Source organism: Nocardioides flavus (ex Wang et al. 2016) (assembly GCF_014653115.1).
GTDB lineage: Bacteria > Actinomycetota > Actinomycetes > Propionibacteriales > Nocardioidaceae > Nocardioides > Nocardioides flavus.
This window is the reverse complement of the sequence record NZ_BNAD01000001.1, coordinates 149,686-165,953: the sequence shown is the minus strand read 5'-3', so window position 1 is coordinate 165,953 and position 16,268 is coordinate 149,686. Positions and strand designations below refer to the sequence as shown.

Below are 16,268 nucleotides of genomic sequence, written 5' to 3'. Positions count from 1 at the left end.
ATCCGACGAGCGGCTCCGAACATCCGGCATGCGCCGTCGTACGCTCCTCGCGCTGCCCGTACTCGGGATCGTCCCGTCTGCGCTGCTGAGCGCCTGCTCCGAGGAGTCCATCGTGTCCAGCCCTACCGGAAACCCGGGCGCACCACCTCCTGACCGCATCCACTACGGCGACGACCCCAGCCAGTGGGTCGAGGTGCGCGACCCCGAGGGGGAGAGCCGCGGGCTCGTGGCAATCATCCACGGCGGCTTCTGGAAGGCGCAGTACGACGCCTCGCTCGGCACCCCGCTCGCCGAGGACCTCACCGCGCGCGGCTGGACCACCGTCAACCTGGAGTACCGCCGCGTCGGCAACGGGGGCGGCTTCCCCGAGACCTTCGACGACATCGACCGCGGTCTGGCCGTGATGACGAGCACCCACACCGGCCCTGTCATCACCCTGGGGCACTCCGCAGGCGGGCACCTCGCCGCCTGGGCCGCCGCGCGCGGTCGCACGGAGTGGCCGGCCGGCATCGAGGTCACCCACGTGATCTCGCAGGCCGGTGTGCTCGACCTGACGAGCGCCTTCGAGCAGGGCCTCGGCGGCGGCGCCGTGCAGGCGCTCATGGGCGCCGGCCCCGACGACGAGTCGTACGACCTGGCCGACCCGCAACGACAGATCCCGCTCGACGTGCCGTTGTGGGCGGTCCACGCCGGTGACGACGACATCGTCCCCTTCGAGCAGTCCGCCCGCTACGTCGAGGCCGCGACCGCCGCCGGCGCGGAGGCCACCCTGGTGCCCGTCACCGGCGGCCACTTCGGGGTCATCGACCCGACGAGCGACGCATGGGCGACCATCATCGGCATCCTCGACGAGATCGCCTGAGCACCATGAAGGCAGTTCGCCGGTCGGGCCCGTTCCTCTACGCTCAGCGGCCCCTGACCTGGCGCGAACTGCCTTCATGGTGCGGGTCTAGCCTCAGGCTGTGCCCGCACGACTGAAGGTCCTCACCCCCGCGCAGCTCGAGACGGCGCTCGCCGCGACCGACACCAAAGCGTTGGTCAAGCACTACCTCGCGGTCCTCGAGACGCGCGCACCCGGTCGCTCGGTCGAGGTCCGGGTGCCTCCGTACGCCGCGGTGCAGGCCGTGCCGGGCGTGCGCCACACCCGCGGCACCCCGCCGGCGGTCGTCGAGACCGACGCCGACACGTGGCTGGGGCTCGCCACCGGGCACACGACCTGGGCCGAGGCACTCGACTCCGGCGCCGTGGTCGCGAGCGGGGAGCGCACGGACCTGTCGCCGTACCTGCCGTTACTCTCCGCCCCATGAACGTCAGCTCCCTCGGCTTCCGGACCGACCTCGCGCTGCTGACCGCCTCGGGCAGCCTCGTGGAGGACCGCGGCACCCACCTCGTCGTGCGGTCACCGGAGAACCCGACCTACTTCTGGGGCAACTTCCTGCTGCTCGCGCAGCCGCCCGTGCCCGGCGGTGAGAAGGAGGTCGTGGGCGCGTTCCACACCGAGTTCCCGACGGCCGACCACGTCAGCATCGGCATCGACACCGCTGATCTGTCCGACGAGGCGCGGGCCGCCTTCGAGGCCGCGGGCATGACGGTCGACGTCGCGAGCGTGCTGACCGCCGAGCGGCTCGAGGCCGCCCGCGAGGTCGAGGCGGAGGTCCGCGCGCTCGAGTCCGACGAGGACTGGGAGTCGCGCGCCCGGCTCAGCCGCCACGTCGACGGTCGGACCGCCGAGGAGGTGTTCATGACGTTCGCGCGGCGCAAGAACGCGCAGGAGCGCCGGCTCGTCGACGCCGGGCGCGGCCGGCGGTTCGGTGCCTTCGTCGACGGCGAGGTGGTCTCCACTGCGGGCGTCTTCGTCACCGAGGAGGGCGTCGCCCGCTTCCAGAGCGTCGAGACCCACCCCGACCACCGCCGCAAGGGCCTGGCCGCAGCCGTCGTGCACGCGGCCGGTCAGCACGCCCTCGACCGGCTGGGTGTCCGTACGCTCGTGATCGTGGCCGACACCGACGGCGAGGCGATCGGGGTCTATCGCCGGCTCGGCTTCGCCGACGTCGAGCGGCAGCTGATGCTGGAGCGGCGCAGCGGCGACTGGGCCCCGGGCGAGGAGCGTCGGGGCGGGTCCTAGGGTGACCGACATGACTGTCGACATCTCCGCTCGCCTCGCCGAGGTCATGCCCGGCATCCGCCGCGACCTCGAGGACCTCGTCCGCATCGAGTCCGTCTCCGCCGACCCGGCTCGCGCCGGCGAGGTCGAGCGCAGCGCCGAGGCCACGCGCGACCTGTTCGCCGCCGAGGGCTTCGACTGCGAGATCGTCCGCGCGTACGACGGCGCCCCGCCGGCCGTGATCGCGAAGAAGGCCGGGCCCGCGGGTGCCCCCACCGTCCTGCTGTACGCCCACCACGACGTGCAGCCCGAGAACGACCACGCCGACTGGGACTCCCCTCCGTGGGAGCCGACCGAGCGCGGAGACCGCCTCTACGGCCGCGGCGCGGCCGACGACAAGGCCGGCATCGCCGCGCACCTGGGTGCGGTCCGGATCTTCGGCGACGACCTCCCGGTCAACCTGGTGATGTTCATCGAGGGCGAGGAGGAGGTCGGCTCGGACACCCTCGTCGAGCTGCTCGAGACCTACAAGGACCGCCTCGAGGCCGACGTCATCGTCATCGCCGACTCCGGCAACTGGGACATCGGCGAGCCGGCCCTCACCACCAGCCTGCGCGGCCTGGTCCGGATGGACGTCGAGATCCGTACCCTCACCCACGCCGTGCACAGCGGCATGTGGGGCGGCCTCGTCCCCGACTCGATCATGACCCTGAGCCGCGTCATCGCCAGCCTCAACGACGACGAGGGCAACGTCGCCGTCGAGGGCCTGCACGCCGGCCCGGCTGCCGACGTCGAGTACCCCGAGGCCCGCCTGCGTGCCGAGTCCGGTGCGGCGGAGGGCATCCAGTGGATCGGCTCCGGCTCCGTCGTCGAGCGCCTGTGGACCAAGCCGTCGATCAGCATCACCGGCCTCGACGCGCCCAAGGTGGAGGGCGCCTCCAACACGCTCGTGCCCGCCGCTCGCTGCCGCATCAGCATGCGCATCGCTCCCGGGGACACCACGGCCAACGCCGTGCAGTGCCTCCAGGCCCACCTCGAGAAGCACACCCCGTGGGGCGCGACGCTGACCACGACCGTCGTCGACACGGGCGAGGCCACCCAGATCGACGCCAGCGGCCCGGCGTACGACGCCGCGCGTGCTGCCTTCGCCGAGGCCTGGGACGGCACCGCCCCGGTCGACATGGGCGTCGGCGGGTCGATCCCGTTCATCGCCGAGTTCCTCGAGGCGTTCCCCCGGGCCAGCGTGCTCGTCACCGGTGTGGAGGACCCCGACACCCGCGCCCACGGCGCCAACGAGGGCCTGCACCTCGCCGAGTTCGAGAAGGTCGTCAAGGCCGAGGCGCTGCTGCTGCGCAACCTCGGCGAGCTGCCGCGCGGCTGACCACCGCCGGGCGGTGAGTGAGGCACGTTCTGGCCCGACGGAACATGCCTCACACACCTCCGGCCCGGCGGCCTCACGCGAGCGGTGAGTGACGCAGGTTCTTGGCCGATCGCACATGTCTCACACACCGCTCCGCGGGTGGTCCGCGCGTGTGGGCGCCGTCGGTAGCGTGGCTCCCATGGCGACCTTCCGTGCCCGCGACCGCTCCTCGGCGGTGCTGACCTCGCCGCGCAGCGAGGTCTGGGCGGCCCTGACCGACGCGGACCTGATCGCCGAGATCACTCCGTACGTCACCTCGATCGACGTCGACGGCGACCGGTGGACGTGGCGGATGGGCACCATCCCGGTGCTGCACCTCTCCGTCGCGCCGCACTTCACCGAGGTCATGGCGTTCGAGCCGGAAGAGCGGATCACGTTCAGCCACGACCCGGCGCGCACGCACGAGACGACGGCCGTCGAGGGCACGTACGAGCTGGCCGACCACCCCGACGGCGGCACCGAGGTGAGCATCGACCTGGAGATCAGCACCAGGCTGCCGCTGCCCGGCCTGGCCCGGCCCGCGGTCGAGCTGGTGATGGCCGGCGTCGTCAAGCACATGGGCTCGGTGTTCTCCCGCAACCTGCTCCGCCACCTCGGCGAGACCCCCGCATGAGGGTCCTCGTCCTCGGCGCCACCGGCTACGTCGGCTCGCGCCTGGTGCCCCACCTGCTCGAGCACGGGCACGACGTGGTGGCGGCATCGTCGTCCGCGCCGCGCCCGGACCGATTCGGCTGGGACGACCGCGTCCGCGCGATCCGGTGCGACGTCACCGACCCCGCCGCCGTCCTCGAGGCGGTCACCGGCGTCGACGCCGTCGTCTACCTGGTGCACTCGCTCGACCGCAGCGACTTCTCCGACCGTGACCGCCTCGGCGCGCAGACCGTGGCCGACGTCGTGGCCGCGGCGGGGGTCCGCCGCGTCGTCTACCTCTCGGGACTGGTGCCCGACGTGCCCGAGGCAGACCTGTCCGCCCACATCTCCTCACGGCTCGAGGTGGAGCGGATCCTCCTCGCCTGCGCCGACGATGCCGTCGCGCTGCGCGCCGGGGTGGTGATCGGTGCGGGGTCGACGTCCTTCGAGATCATCCGGCAGGTCGCGACGCTGTTCCTCGTGCAGCCCGTGCCCACCTGGATGGACAGCAGCGTCCAGCCGGTGGCGGTCTCCGACGTCCTGCGCGCGGTCGACGACGCCCTCACCGACGACGGTCCGCGGGGCGCGGTCGACGTCGGCAGCCCCGACGTGCTCGCCTACCCCGACCTGATGCGGGTGGTCGGCGACCAGGCAGGGCTCTCCCGGGTCCGCGTCCCGGCGCCGGTCGCGCCGGCCGGGCTGGTCGGCCTGGGCACGGCGCTGGCGACCACCGCGCCCTTCCACACCGTCACCGCGCTGATCGAGTCGCTGCACCACGACATGGTCTGCCGGCCCGAGCACACGTGGGCGCCGCGCGCCGGCGGACCGCTCCTCGGCGTGGAGGAGGCCGTGCGCCGCGCGCTCACCCCGATGTACGCCGGCCCCGAGGGCGCGCTGCCGTCCGACCCCGCGTGGGCCCGGGGCAACCCGCTGCTCGACGTGCTGCCGCTCCCGGCCTCGGGGCGTACGGCCGCCCGGCTCGCGCTGCACCGCGTGCGGGCGCTGCTGCCGGGGACCTGACGGACAACTGAGGACGTGGTCGTCATCGTTCGGGTGCTGAGCCGTTCATCTCGTCCTCAGATATCGGCGTGCGGGCGCGGGTGCTGCGATCGCGCCGCGCGGCCGTAGACTGCGGGTCGTGCCCTACCAGACGAGCAGGCGGACGGGCGGCGACGGCCGCCTGACCACGGCACTCGACCCCCAGGACCAGGGCCCGCAGGACGCCTGTGGCGTCTTCGGCGTCTGGGCCCCCGGCGAGGACGTCGCCAAGCTGACCTACTTCGGCCTCTACGCGCTGCAGCACCGCGGCCAGGAGTCGGCCGGCATCGCGGTCAGCAACGGTCGCCAGATCCTGGTCTACAAGGACATGGGCCTGGTCTCGCAGGTCTTCGACGAGTCGACGCTCGAGTCGCTCAAGGGCCACCTCGCGATCGGTCACTCGCGCTACTCCACGACCGGCGCCTCGACCTGGCAGAACGCGCAGCCGACCTTCCGCCCGACCGGCGACGGGTCGATCGCGCTCGGCCACAACGGCAACCTGATCAACACCCACGAGCTGCGCGAGATGGTCGGCGAGCTCCCCGGTCCGGCCGGCGAGCTCGAGATCAAGGGCGTCGAGGGCGCGACCAACGACACCAGCCTCGTCACGGCGCTCCTCGCGCACCACCCCGACACGACCCTCGAGCAGCGTGCCCTGGAGGTCCTGCCGCTGCTGCGGGGGGCCTTCTGCTTCGTCTGGATGAACGAGCACACCCTCTACGCCGCGCGCGACCCGCAGGGCATCCGTCCGCTGGTGCTCGGCCGCCTCGACCGCGGCTGGGTCGTCGCCAGCGAGGACGCCGCCCTGGCCACGATCGGCGCCAGCAGGGTCCGCGAGGTCGAGCCCGGCGAGATGATCGTCATCGACGAGAACGGCCTTCGCTCCCACACCTTCGCCGAGCCCGACCGCAAGGGCTGCGTCTTCGAGTACGTCTACCTCGCCCGCCCCGACGCCACCATCAGCGGCCGCAACGTCCACGAGGCGCGCGTCGAGATGGGCCGCCGCCTGGCCCGCGAGTTCCCCGTCGACGCCGACCTCGTCATGCCCGTGCCGGAGTCCGGCACGCCCGCGGCCTCCGGCTACGCCGCCGAGTCCGGCATCCCGTTCGGGCAGGGGTTCGTCAAGAACGCCTACGTCGGGCGCACCTTCATCCAGCCCAGCCAGACGCTGCGCCAGCTCGGCATCCGCCTCAAGCTCAACGCGCTCGAGCACATGATCCGCGGCAAGCGCATCGTGGTGGTCGACGACTCGATCGTGCGCGGGAACACCCAGCGTGCCCAGGTCCGGATGCTCCGCGAGGCGGGCGCGCTCGAGGTGCACGTACGCATCTCGAGCCCGCCGGTGAAGTGGCCGTGCTTCTACGGCATCGACTTCGCCACCCGCGCCGAGCTGATCGCCAACGGCCTCGACGTCGATGAGATCGCCTCCAGCGTCGGCGCCGACAGCCTCGGCTACATCTCCCTCGAGGGCATGGTCGAGGCCACCGGGCAGCCGGCTGAGCGGCTGTGCCAGGCCTGCTTCACCGGCGAGTACCCCGTGGAGCTGCCCGACGAGAGCCTGCTCGGCAAGCACCTGCTCGAGGCGACGCTGCAGTCGCCGACGATGGGCCGGGCGCTGCCGGTCCTCAACAACCCCTGACCCGCCCCGTACGCAGCCCACGAGGAGCCCCGTGACCGACCACAGTGCCCGCACCGAAGGCGCCTACGCCGCCGCCGGGGTCTCGATCGAGGCGGCCGACCGGGCGATCGACCTGATGAAGGGGTGGGTCGAGAAGGCCCGCCGCCCCGAGATGATCGGCGGGCTCGGCGGCTTCGCCGGGCTCTTCGACGCCTCGGCGCTCACCCGCTACGAGCGGCCGCTGCTGGCCACCTCGACCGACGGCGTCGGCACCAAGGTCGCGATCGCCCAGCTGATGGACGTCCACGACACGATCGGCTTCGACCTCGTCGGCATGGTCGTCGACGACCTCGTCGTGTGCGGCGCCGAGCCGCTCTTCATGACCGACTACATCGCGTGCGGCCGCGTGGTCCCCGAGCGCATCGCCGCGATCGTCAAGGGCATCGCCGAGGCGTGCGTGGTCGCCGGCTGCGCGCTCATCGGCGGCGAGACCGCCGAGCACCCCGGCCTGCTCGACCCCGACGACTACGACGTCGCCGGCGCCACGACCGGCGTCGTCGAGGCCAGCAGGCTGCTGGGTCCCGGCCGCGTACGGCCCGGGGACGTCGTCATCGCGATGGAGGCCAGCGGCCTGCACTCCAACGGCTACTCCCTCGTGCGCCACGTCCTGCTCCAGCAGGCCGGCTGGAGCGTCGAGCGCCAGGTGGACGAGCTCGGCCGCACGCTCGGCGAGGAGCTCCTCGAGCCGACCCGGATCTATGCCAAGGCCTGCCTCGACCTCGCTGACCGCACCGAGACCCACGCGATGTCGCACATCACCGGCGGTGGGCTCGCCGCCAACCTCGAGCGCGTCATCCCCGAGGAGCTGTCGGTGCGCATCGACCGCTCGACCTGGACCCCGCAGCCGGTGTTCGACGTCGTGCGCCGGGTCGGTGACGTCGCCCAGGCCGACCTCGAGGCCACCCTCAACTGCGGGGTCGGCATGGTCTCGCTGACCGCGCCCGAGTCCGTCGACGCCGCCATCTCCCTCCTGGCCGGTCACGGCGTACGGGCGTGGGTCGCGGGCGAGGTGCGGACCGACGACGTCGACGGCGGGCGGGTCCTGCTGGAGGGCCAGCACCCCGGCTGGTGAGGTCTGCCGCACAACGACCACGGAAAAGCCGGGTCTTGGTGTGCGGGAACACCCACCCCTCAGGTAGCGTTGCCCCCACGATATGTAACCGATCAGACCGGGTGCGTCGGGCAGCTCTCCGACAGCCCCGGCCAAGTGTGCGAGGGGGTCGACCCTATGGGGCGCGGCCGAGCGAAGGCGAAGCAGACGAAGGTTGCCCGCGACCTGAAGTACCGTACTCACGAGACGGACTTCGGCGCGCTGGCGAAGGAGCTGCACGGAGAGGACTCTCACTCCACGAGTGAGGTCGATCCTGTCGAGGACGAGTGGTCGGACTATGCCGACCCCCGTCGTCGCGCAGACTGACTGGACGCACCTGATCATGCCGCCCGGGTGACCGGGCGGTGCGGCGTATCAGCGCGCCCTCAGGTGACCGGGCAGTTCCTGCCCGTCACACGACGTGACCGGGCTACTCATGCCTGTCTGACGACGTGACCGGGCACTTCTCGACCGTCCGACCGCACGGACGGGCAGGAAGTGCCCGGTCGGCGTTGGGGACGGGCACGAAGTGCCCGGTCACGTGTAGTGGCGTCAGCCGAGGTGGATGCCGCGCAGGCGGCCGACCTCGCGCATCCGGCGCTCGGCCAGGCGGTCAGCGGCCTCGGCGGTGGTGACGCCGTCGGTCTTGGCGAGCTCGAAGACCTTGCGGGTGGTGTCGAAGATGCCGGTGGCGCGCTGCTCGGCGCGCTCGAAGGAGAAGCCCTCGAGCTCGTCGGCGACCTGGATGACGCCGCCGGAGTTCACGCAGTAGTCCGGCGCGTAGAGGATGCCGCGCTCGTCGAGCTTCTTCTCGATGCCCGGGTGGGCGAGCTGGTTGTTGGCCGCGCCGCAGACGATGCGGGCCGACAGCGTCTCGACGACCTCGTCGGTGAGCGCGCCGCCCAGGGCGCACGGGGCGTAGACGTCGAGCTCGGTCGCGACCAGCTCGTCGGTGGAGCCGACGGCCTGCACCTGCGGGTACTCGGCGCGGATCGCCTCGACCGAAGGGGCGTGCACGTCGGTGACGACCACCGTGGCACCGTCCTCGATGAGGTGGCGTACGAGGTGGCGACCCACCTTGCCCACGCCGGCGACGCCGACGGTGCGGCCGGCCAGCGTCGGCTCGCCCCAGACCTGCTCGGCGGCGGCGCGCATGCCCTGGAAGGTGCCGAACGCGGTCAGCACCGAGCTGTCGCCGGCGCCGCCGTGGGCGACGGTGCGGCCGGTGACGAAGTCGCACTCGCGGGCGACGTGGTCCATGTCCTCCGAGAACGTGCCCACGTCGCAGGCGGTGAAGTAGCGGCCGTCGAGCGACTGCACGAAGCGGCCGTAGGCCCGCAGCAGCGCCTCGGTCTTGAGCGTGGCGGGGTCGCCGATGATGACGGCCTTGCCGCCGCCCAGGTCGAGGCCGGCGAGGGCGTTCTTGTAGGACATGCCGCGCGAGAGGTTGAGCACGTCGACGATCGCGTCGTCGGTGCTGGCGTAGGGGTAGAACCGCGTGCCACCGAGGGCCGGGCCGAGTGCCGTGGAGTGGATCGCGATGATGGCCCTGAGGCCGGTCGCGCGGTCGTTGCAGAACACGACCTGCTCGTGCTCGCTGCCGAGCTCGAAGACGTCGACTCCTGAGCTGGTTGCTCCAGACATGCTGTGGTCCTTTTCTGGTGGGCGCGGCCGCGGGGTGTGCGGACCTGGTCGGTGCGGTCGAGGGGTGGTGACCGCCGTCACTCCCAGCGTAGACCCGCGCGCTCACACCGACCGCATCACCACCAGGTCGCCGTGGGTGCCGTATCCGAGCAGCTTGCCGCCCGCCGGCCGGCCGTCGAAGGTGACCATGAGCCACCCGTCGTCGAGGCGCGCGAGCGTGGGCCACGGGAGGTTGGTGGGGTAGGGCGCGTCGAGCGTGCCGATGTCGGTCATCGTCCGGTCGTACGCCGGGAAGCGCGCCCGCTGCCCGCGCCGGGAGTCGCGACCGTCGCTGGCCAGCACGACGAGGCGCCCGTCGACGTCGACCAGCGTCGTGCCCTCGGTGGCCGTACGGTCGGTCGCCGCCCCCAGCAGGCGCAGGTCTGCCAGCATCGTCCCGCCGGCCAGCGCCGGGTGGAAGTCGAAGAACCGCCGGGCGCTGACGAAGCCGACCAGCCACTCCCCGTCGCGCCGCACGAGGTGGGGGTCCCAGGTGGCGATCGAGTCGAGACCGTCGGTGGGCAGCGGCAGCTCGCGCGTGTCGAGGACGTGGGTGCCGCGCAGCACGTCGGTGTCGGTCTCGGCGAGGGTGACCCGCAACCCCGCCGGCGTACGACGACCGGCGCGCGTCGTCGGCTGCTCGAAGTCGCCCCAGGTGCTGGTCGCCACGAGCCATCCGTCGCCGGTGTGGACGAGGTGGGTGGCATGGTCGCCGAAGACGCCCGCCCGGTCGGGTCGTCTGAAGAACAGGTCGGCCGAGTGCGCGACGTCCAGGCTGGCGGGGTCGAGGCGCCACACGCTCGTGTGGGCGGTGTCGAAGAATCCCGGCCCGGCCGAGGTGGCGGTGAGCCACACCAGACCGTCGGTGCGCAGCGGCGTGCCGTCCTCGCGGGTGACGAACCGGACGTCGCGCAGCCCCAGCTGGCCGAAGGGGCCGGCGACCCCGCCCCAGGCGGGCAGCTCGACCCTGAGCCCGGCCAGAGCCTCCTCGTCGCGGGTGTCGACCACCTCGCGCAGGTCGTGCCGGGCCCGGGCGACCCACCGGCCGGCCTCGCGGGTCCAGGCGGTCACATGGGTCCCGGTGAGCGAGATGCCCAGCTCGGTCGGGTCGGCGGCCCGGTGGAAGCGACGGCTCCGCAGCTCGCGGGTGCCGTGTCCACGCGTGAGGGTCATGGAGACGGACCCGTCCCGCACCTCCGCACCGATGCGGTGCCCCGCCAGGTGCAGCGCGAGCCAGGATCGCTCGCGCACCTCGGCCGTCGCGGCGACGTACGGCGCGAGTGCGGGCAGCGGCACGATGCCGCCCGCAGCAGCATCGGCCCTCCGGTCGCCCGGTGCCACGAGGTCGATGGGTCGCAGCCGGCGTACGACCTCGAGGCGGGGGAGCACGTCGGACATGGTGCCCCACCGGCGCGGACGCGGTCACCGAGGCATGCAGAAGGGCCCCGATCGGGACGTGATCGGGGCCCTTCTGTGCTTGTGGGCAGGGGCGGGGTCGAACCGCCGACCTATCACTTTTCAGGCGATCGCTCGTACCAACTGAGCTACCTGCCCAAGCGGGGTCGAGGATACATGAGGCCGGGGCAGGGGTGGAATCGGCTCAGGACAGGTCGCGCACCGGCAGCTCGACCCAGAACGACGATCCCACCCCCGGCGTGGACTCGCCCCGGACCGCGCCGCCGTCGCGCTCGGCGATCGTGCGCGCCATCGACAGGCCGAGGCCACTGCCCGGGACCGAGGGCCCGGCGTATCGGACGAAGGGCTCGAAGGCGTGCTCCAGCTGCTCCTGGGTCAGTCCGGGGCCGTTGTCGCGCACGATGATCCGCACCATCTCCTGGCCGCTCTCGCCGAGCAGGCGTCGCGTCGTCAGGTCGACGGTGCCACCGTCCGGATGGTGGTGGGCGATGGCGTTGCCGAGCAGGGCGGTCAGCACCTGGCGTACGCCCGAGGGGTGCGCGCGCACGGTCGCCACGGGGTCCACGTCGATGAACATCTCCACCGCGGCGGTCTGGGCGGGCGTGCGGTGCCAGTGCACGACGTCGGCGACGGCGTCGGCGACGAGGACGTCCTGGCGCTCGTCGTCGCTGGAGAGCGTCCGCCCGGCCCCGAGGAGGCTGTCGACCACGTCGAGCACCCGCTCGCAGGCCCGCATCATCACCGGGGCGTCGCGCAGGACCGCCTTGGCGACCGGGGTCTCCTGGCACTGGCTCGCCTCGTCGAGCAGCACCTCGGTGTAGCCCAGGATCGCCGACAGCGGTGTGCGCAGCTCGTGGCCGACCGAGCCGAAGAAGTGCTGGTAGGCCTCCTGCGCCTCGGTGCCTGCCTCGATCGCCTCCGCGAGGGAGCGGCGGGACTGCTCGAGGGTCAGGCGCGAGACGATAGCGGCGTTGAGGAGCTTGAAGTCCTGCACGAGCGTGTCCGGCCAGGCCCCGGTGCGGCTGCTGACGGCGGACAGGCTGCCGTACATGTCGCCGCCCGAGGTGTACGCCGAGGCGACGAGACTCCCGATCTCGTTCCCAGCCAGCTCGCGCCGGTCCTGCTCGGCCTCGTCGGGCAGGTGGTCCCGATCCACGATGGCGACGAGCTGGCCCGTGCGCGCGATCTTGGACAGCCACGGCATCGTGAGCGCTGCCTCCGGGCCGGCGCCGGGCGGCGGCGCGACGCTCACCCCCGCCCCCGGCGCGGCCCACTCCCGGATCCAGGCCCGACCGCCCAGTCCGATCCAGCCCCGCGTGTCCTCGGGGCGGAACCGCGTGAGCACCGAGGTGACCACCTCGACCCGGTCGTAGGTCAGCAGGTGCCGGGCGACGAGGTCGACCGCCTCGTCGATGCCGGTCTCGCCGGCGAGCACCGCCACGGCCAGCCCCGCCGCCTCGGGCGACGTGGGACCGGTGCCCGACGTGTCCTGCAGCGCGTGGTGGTCGATCACGGCGATGTCTCCGATCGGGCGGTGGCGGTGAACCGGCACGGTGCCGGAGATATGCCCCGACTCTGGTCGACTCGAACGTCCTCGCTCAACGTCAATTCGTGGGCCCCGCCCCAACGGGCGAGGCTGCCCAGCACCGCCAGGCCGAGATTACGCCCCGGACAGGCGTGCGGCCCTGCGCCGAACGGCAGCCAGGCGCCCGGACGACGTGCCTGGTCGCGCCAGCGGTCCGGGTCGAAGTGGGCGAGCGTGCCTGAACCACCGGGCACGAGCGTGTCGAGCCGACCGAGGAGCAGGGGGCTGACGAAGACCACCCGGCCCTCCGGGATCCGCGTGCCGCCGAGGTCGACCTCCCGGGTGGTGACCCGCGCCGTGAGCCAGGTGGGCGGCGTGAGACGCAGGGTCTCCCACACGACGTGGGCTGGGTCCGTCCCCGCGCTCGGGTGCTGCGCCAGCCAGGCCAGGAGGAAGGCGCCGGCCGCGATCGGCACCTGGATCCCGGCGGCGAGGATGGTGGCCACCTCCTGGGTCGTGCGTCGCTCGCCCGGCAGGCCGGCGCGTGCCTCGTCGAGGGTGTCCTCGAGCGCGCCGCGCGTGCGCTCCTCGGCTCGGCGGATGCCGCTCCAGCGGCGTGGCCTCCGGGGGGCCGCGATCACCGGCCCGAGGGCGTCGATCCACGCGAGCACGCGATCGGCCACGACGTCGCGGCGCGCGTCGTCGAGGCCGGCGAGGACGGCGGCCGTGGTCGAGCGCGCCACGGGCCGCCGCAGCAGCACCATGGCGTCGTACGGCTCGTCGCCTCCGCCGGGGACATGGTCGCGCAGGGCCGCGGCCCACTCGGTGTCGAACACCTCCACGCCACGAGCGACGTCCTCGGGCGAGACGGGGGCGAACACGGTGTGGCCCGAGCGGGTGTCGCCCCGGCTGCCCGACAGGTCACCGGTGCGGTTGACGTTGCCGGGGAAGTCGAAGGCGGCCGGGTCGGTCAGGACCTGGCGCGCCTGCTCGAGGCTGGTGGCCAGCCACGGACCGCCCGGCGCGAGCGCGACCGCGCCGCCGTCGCGGGGCGCCGCGAGGACGGCGCCGAGCTGGCCGCCGGCCGACTCGACGCCGTCCATGGGACTCACGACGACGTGGTCACGTCTCGAGGTCTGCCGGTCGCGTCAGCGGCGCGGCGGCGCCGGACGCCAGGCGTACGGCATCTGGCTGACGGTGCGCTTGCGCTCGATGGCGGTGCGGATGCGATTCATCATTGGGCTTCTCCAGGGGTGAGTTGTCTGGACGCCAGGTAGGCGTACAGGTGGCACCTCGCGGAGATCTGCACCCGGGTGGAGCATTCAGGGAACCGGGCTCAGGACTCCATGTCGCGAAGTGTCTCGGCGATCAGGTCGGTCAGCTGCTGGATGCGCAGCGGCTTCTGCATGACCGTCGTGATGCCGAGTTCTTGGAGGACCGCCCGGTGCTCGCCGGCCCATGCGCTGATGACCACGATCCGCAGGTCCGGCGCGACGTCGGGGCGCGCACGCAACCAGCGGACCACGTCGACGCCCGTCATGCGCGGCATCGTCAGGTCGAGGAGCATCACGTCGAAGGTCTCGCCCTGCAGCGTCTCGACCGCCTCCTGCCCGTCCACGGCGGTGGCGGCGTCGTGGCCGGCCCGCTCGATGAGACGGCAGAAGACATCGCGGATGTCCTCGTTGTCGTCGACGACGAGGAAGCGCAGGTGACGCCCTTCGCTGCTCACAGGGGCAACAGTAGTCAAAGAGGGTGGCAACTCGCTGGCGTCTTGCGGATTTGTCGCTCGCGCAACGGTGGTCCGTGGTCCGCAGGAGCGCGGGGTTGGGAGGCAGGCGCGTGCTGGCCCTATGCTTGGCGCTGCTCGGCGCGGGTCCGCCCGCGACGAGCTGGCCCCCATCGTCTAGCGGCCCAGGACCCCGCCCTTTCACGGCGGTAGCGCCGGTTCGAATCCGGTTGGGGGTGCGATCCGGCCCGGTGTCGACGCCGATTGGGAGACACCGGAGACCATGGGTTAGAGTTCCACCCGCTTCACCAGTTCAACCTGGCCCCGTAGCGCAGTTGGTTAGCGCGCCGCCCTGTCACGGCGGAGGCCGCGGGTTCGAGTCCCGTCGGGGTCGCAGCAGCATGATGACAACAGGGTGAGCCTCCGGGCTCGCCCTGTTCGTCATTTCGCACCTGTGGGCCGCCTTCGGCCTCGCTCCTAGGCTGGCCGCATGCCCATCGACCTGGACCCCGCCGAGTTCGACGCGATGGTGGGGCGCGCCCTCGACGGCCTGCCCGACGAGCTGGCCAGGCTCGTGGACAACGTCGTCGTGCTGGTCGAGCCCGAGGCGCCGGCCGACGACCCCGACCTGCTCGGCCTGTACGACGGGCTCGCGCTCACCGAGCGCCCGGCCAACCACGCGGGCATGCTGCCGGACCGGATCCTGCTGTTCCGCGGTCCGCTGCTCGACATGGCTGACACCGTCGAGGAGCTCGAGGACGAGGTGCGGATCACCGTCGTGCACGAGGTGGCGCACCACTTCGGTCTCGACGACCGGCGCCTGCACGAGCTGGGCTGGGGCTAGCTCCGGAGGCGACGGACTCGGGTCGACCGGACTAGCCCACCTGGCTCGTCGACGACGTCGTGGAGCGCGGACTGCCCTTCCAGGGCTGGGACCGGGCGCCGTCGAGCTGGTGGACCAGCTCGCCGAGCATCCAGTTGTGCAGCGCGCGCTGGCGAGGCGTACGGGCGAGCGACAGCAGCCGCTCGGCGCGGCAGAACGCGTCGGCGACGTCGAACATCTCGGTCATGGTCACGAAGATCGGGCCGGCCTCGCGCGCCATCGGGAACGTCACGTCGACGCGCGGCAGCCCGCGCGTCGCGGCGTCGCCGACCTGCTCGTGGAAGGACTCGGGGAACTGGCTCTCGAACGTGGCGAACATCGAGGTGAGGTCGCCGGCGAGGGGGTAGTCGGACTGGTGCGAGAGTGACAGCAGCCGCAGCTCACGGCGCAGCTCGCTGTACTGACGGGCGAGCGAGGTGTAGAGGGGGACGTCGATCCCGGCGAGGTGGACCTCGACCGTCGTCTCCACGCCGGAGGACCGCGGAGGTGCGGCCGTGGGTTGGTCGAGGCGGTCGATGACCCACTCGGCCGAGTCGGCGTCGCTCATCTCGGGCGCCGGCTCGAACCACACGATCTTGCCGTCGGACTCGATCGTGGCGCCCAGCGCCAGGGCGCACTGGGCGACGATCGACAGGCCGCGACCGAAGGTCAGCAGCAGGTCGAGCTCGTCGGTCTCCAGCCGGCTCGGCGGCTCGGGCGGGCGGGTCGAGCCGTCGACGACCTCGATGCGCGGGTGGGAGGCGGTCCCGCGGACCCGGACCTTGTAGGGAGCCGTGGCGTGGAGGATCGCGTTGGCCACGAGCTCGGAGACGCCGAGCTCGGCGCACTCGACGAGGTCCGTGCGCTCGAGCCGGCGGCAGATGTCGCTGACCCAGCGGCGCGCGTCGGCCGCGGCGCGCGGCGACGACGCCAGCGTCAACTCGGAGCTCAGCGGCACTGGGACTCTTTTCGAGGGGGGTGGACAGTCCAGTGGGGCGATGATTGCCCGGGTGGAGATGGTTCAAACCTCGACAATCACCATAGTTTCTCGGAAGTGTGGGTAGTGGTGTGAGCAAGCAGACGCCCTCGGCGTTTC

At 72.4% G+C, this 16,268-nt stretch carries 16 protein-coding genes and 3 tRNA genes; 12 read left to right on the top strand and 7 right to left on the bottom strand.

Annotated elements, in window-relative coordinates:
- The first annotated feature begins 28 nt into the window (after positions 1–28).
- The 9 genes from IE200_RS00805 to IE200_RS00765 all read left to right on the top strand — a co-directional run bounded on the left by IE200_RS00805 (position 29) and on the right by IE200_RS00765 (position 8,287).
- Positions 29–862 (top strand): alpha/beta hydrolase family protein, encoded by an 834-nt coding sequence (locus IE200_RS00805; protein WP_191277464.1) that lies wholly within the window; start codon positions 29–31, stop codon positions 860–862.
- A 100-nt stretch (positions 863–962) separates the two neighbouring features.
- Entirely contained in the window at positions 963–1,307 is a 345-nt protein-coding gene (locus IE200_RS00800) for a sterol carrier family protein (protein WP_191277463.1), read from the top strand.
- Positions 1,304–2,125, top strand: coding sequence for a GNAT family N-acetyltransferase (locus tag IE200_RS00795; RefSeq protein ID WP_191277462.1), 822 nt, complete (start codon positions 1,304–1,306; stop codon positions 2,123–2,125). Before IE200_RS00800 ends, IE200_RS00795 begins: the two co-directional genes overlap by 4 nt.
- A 10-nt stretch (positions 2,126–2,135) precedes the next feature.
- Positions 2,136–3,485 carry a dipeptidase gene (locus tag IE200_RS00790; RefSeq protein ID WP_191277461.1) on the top strand — a complete coding sequence of 450 codons (1,350 nt, stop codon included), beginning with the start codon at positions 2,136–2,138 and terminating at the stop codon, positions 3,483–3,485.
- Positions 3,486–3,663: 178 nt separating this feature from the next.
- Positions 3,664–4,137, top strand: a complete 474-nt coding sequence (locus IE200_RS00785) for an SRPBCC family protein (RefSeq protein WP_191277460.1) — start codon at positions 3,664–3,666, stop codon at positions 4,135–4,137.
- Complete coding sequence (locus IE200_RS00780; protein ID WP_191277459.1) at positions 4,134–5,174, top strand: NAD-dependent epimerase/dehydratase family protein; 1,041 nt, start codon at positions 4,134–4,136, stop codon at positions 5,172–5,174. Before IE200_RS00785 ends, IE200_RS00780 begins: the two co-directional genes overlap by 4 nt.
- A 118-nt stretch (positions 5,175–5,292) precedes the next feature.
- Positions 5,293–6,831, top strand: a complete 1,539-nt coding sequence (purF, locus tag IE200_RS00775; RefSeq protein WP_191277458.1) for an amidophosphoribosyltransferase — start codon at positions 5,293–5,295, stop codon at positions 6,829–6,831.
- 31 nt (positions 6,832–6,862) lie between these two features.
- Positions 6,863–7,942: a phosphoribosylformylglycinamidine cyclo-ligase gene (gene purM, locus IE200_RS00770; RefSeq protein WP_191277457.1), complete on the top strand. Its 1,080-nt coding sequence runs from the start codon at positions 6,863–6,865 to the stop codon at positions 7,940–7,942.
- Positions 7,943–8,098: 156 nt separating this feature from the next.
- Positions 8,099–8,287: a DUF3073 domain-containing protein gene (locus IE200_RS00765; RefSeq protein WP_191277456.1), complete on the top strand. Its 189-nt coding sequence runs from the start codon at positions 8,099–8,101 to the stop codon at positions 8,285–8,287.
- A gap of 225 nt (positions 8,288–8,512) precedes the next feature.
- On the opposite strand, the gene IE200_RS00760 is transcribed toward IE200_RS00765, so the two are convergent.
- The 6 genes from IE200_RS00760 to IE200_RS00735 all read right to left on the bottom strand — a co-directional run bounded on the left by IE200_RS00760 (position 8,513) and on the right by IE200_RS00735 (position 14,313).
- Positions 8,513–9,604: a Glu/Leu/Phe/Val family dehydrogenase gene (locus IE200_RS00760; RefSeq protein WP_191277455.1), complete on the bottom strand. Its 1,092-nt coding sequence runs from the start codon at positions 9,602–9,604 to the stop codon at positions 8,513–8,515.
- Positions 9,605–9,706: 102 nt separating this feature from the next.
- Positions 9,707–11,032, bottom strand: coding sequence for a hypothetical protein (locus IE200_RS00755; RefSeq protein ID WP_229855929.1), 1,326 nt, complete (start codon positions 11,030–11,032; stop codon positions 9,707–9,709).
- Positions 11,033–11,123: 91 nt separating this feature from the next.
- Positions 11,124–11,197, bottom strand: a tRNA-Phe gene (locus tag IE200_RS00750).
- 46 nt (positions 11,198–11,243) lie between these two features.
- Entirely contained in the window at positions 11,244–12,572 is a 1,329-nt protein-coding gene (locus tag IE200_RS00745) for a sensor histidine kinase (RefSeq protein WP_191277453.1), read from the bottom strand.
- A complete protein-coding gene (locus IE200_RS00740) occupies positions 12,569–13,687 on the bottom strand; it encodes a cytochrome P450 (protein WP_229856075.1) in 1,119 nt (372 codons plus the stop codon). The genes IE200_RS00745 and IE200_RS00740 overlap by 4 nt, the downstream gene beginning before the upstream one ends.
- A 233-nt stretch (positions 13,688–13,920) precedes the next feature.
- A complete protein-coding gene (locus IE200_RS00735) occupies positions 13,921–14,313 on the bottom strand; it encodes a response regulator (protein ID WP_191277451.1) in 393 nt (130 codons plus the stop codon).
- Between the two features lie 163 nt (positions 14,314–14,476).
- Here IE200_RS00735 and IE200_RS00730 point away from each other — a divergent pair.
- From IE200_RS00730 to IE200_RS00720, 3 genes are all read left to right on the top strand, one after another.
- A tRNA-Glu gene (locus IE200_RS00730) sits at positions 14,477–14,549 on the top strand.
- A gap of 81 nt (positions 14,550–14,630) precedes the next feature.
- Positions 14,631–14,704 (top strand) — tRNA-Asp (locus IE200_RS00725).
- Between the two features lie 96 nt (positions 14,705–14,800).
- Positions 14,801–15,154, top strand: coding sequence for a metallopeptidase family protein (locus IE200_RS00720; RefSeq protein WP_191277450.1), 354 nt, complete (start codon positions 14,801–14,803; stop codon positions 15,152–15,154).
- Positions 15,155–15,185: 31 nt separating this feature from the next.
- On the opposite strand, the gene IE200_RS00715 is transcribed toward IE200_RS00720, so the two are convergent.
- Positions 15,186–16,130, bottom strand: a complete 945-nt coding sequence (locus IE200_RS00715; RefSeq protein WP_191277449.1) for an ATP-binding protein — start codon at positions 16,128–16,130, stop codon at positions 15,186–15,188.
- Between the last annotated feature and the right edge of the window lie 138 nt (positions 16,131–16,268).

Bases quoted from the DNA above. Each gene is read 5' to 3' on its own strand.
- IE200_RS00780 (WP_191277459.1), top strand. From the start codon at position 4,134: ATGAGGGTCCTCGTCCTCGGCGCCACCGGCTACGTCGGCTCGCGCCTG.
- IE200_RS00795 (WP_191277462.1), top strand. From the start codon at position 1,304: ATGAACGTCAGCTCCCTCGGCTTCCGGACCGACCTCGCGCTGCTGACC.
- IE200_RS00740 (WP_229856075.1), bottom strand. From the start codon at position 13,687: ATGGACGGCGTCGAGTCGGCCGGCGGCCAGCTCGGCGCCGTCCTCGCG.
- IE200_RS00805 (WP_191277464.1), top strand. From the start codon at position 29: ATGCGCCGTCGTACGCTCCTCGCGCTGCCCGTACTCGGGATCGTCCCG.
- IE200_RS00790 (WP_191277461.1), top strand. From the start codon at position 2,136: ATGACTGTCGACATCTCCGCTCGCCTCGCCGAGGTCATGCCCGGCATC.
- IE200_RS00720 (WP_191277450.1), top strand. From the start codon at position 14,801: ATGCCCATCGACCTGGACCCCGCCGAGTTCGACGCGATGGTGGGGCGC.
- IE200_RS00785 (WP_191277460.1), top strand. From the start codon at position 3,664: ATGGCGACCTTCCGTGCCCGCGACCGCTCCTCGGCGGTGCTGACCTCG.
- IE200_RS00760 (WP_191277455.1), bottom strand. From the start codon at position 9,604: ATGTCTGGAGCAACCAGCTCAGGAGTCGACGTCTTCGAGCTCGGCAGC.
- IE200_RS00765 (WP_191277456.1), top strand. From the start codon at position 8,099: ATGGGGCGCGGCCGAGCGAAGGCGAAGCAGACGAAGGTTGCCCGCGAC.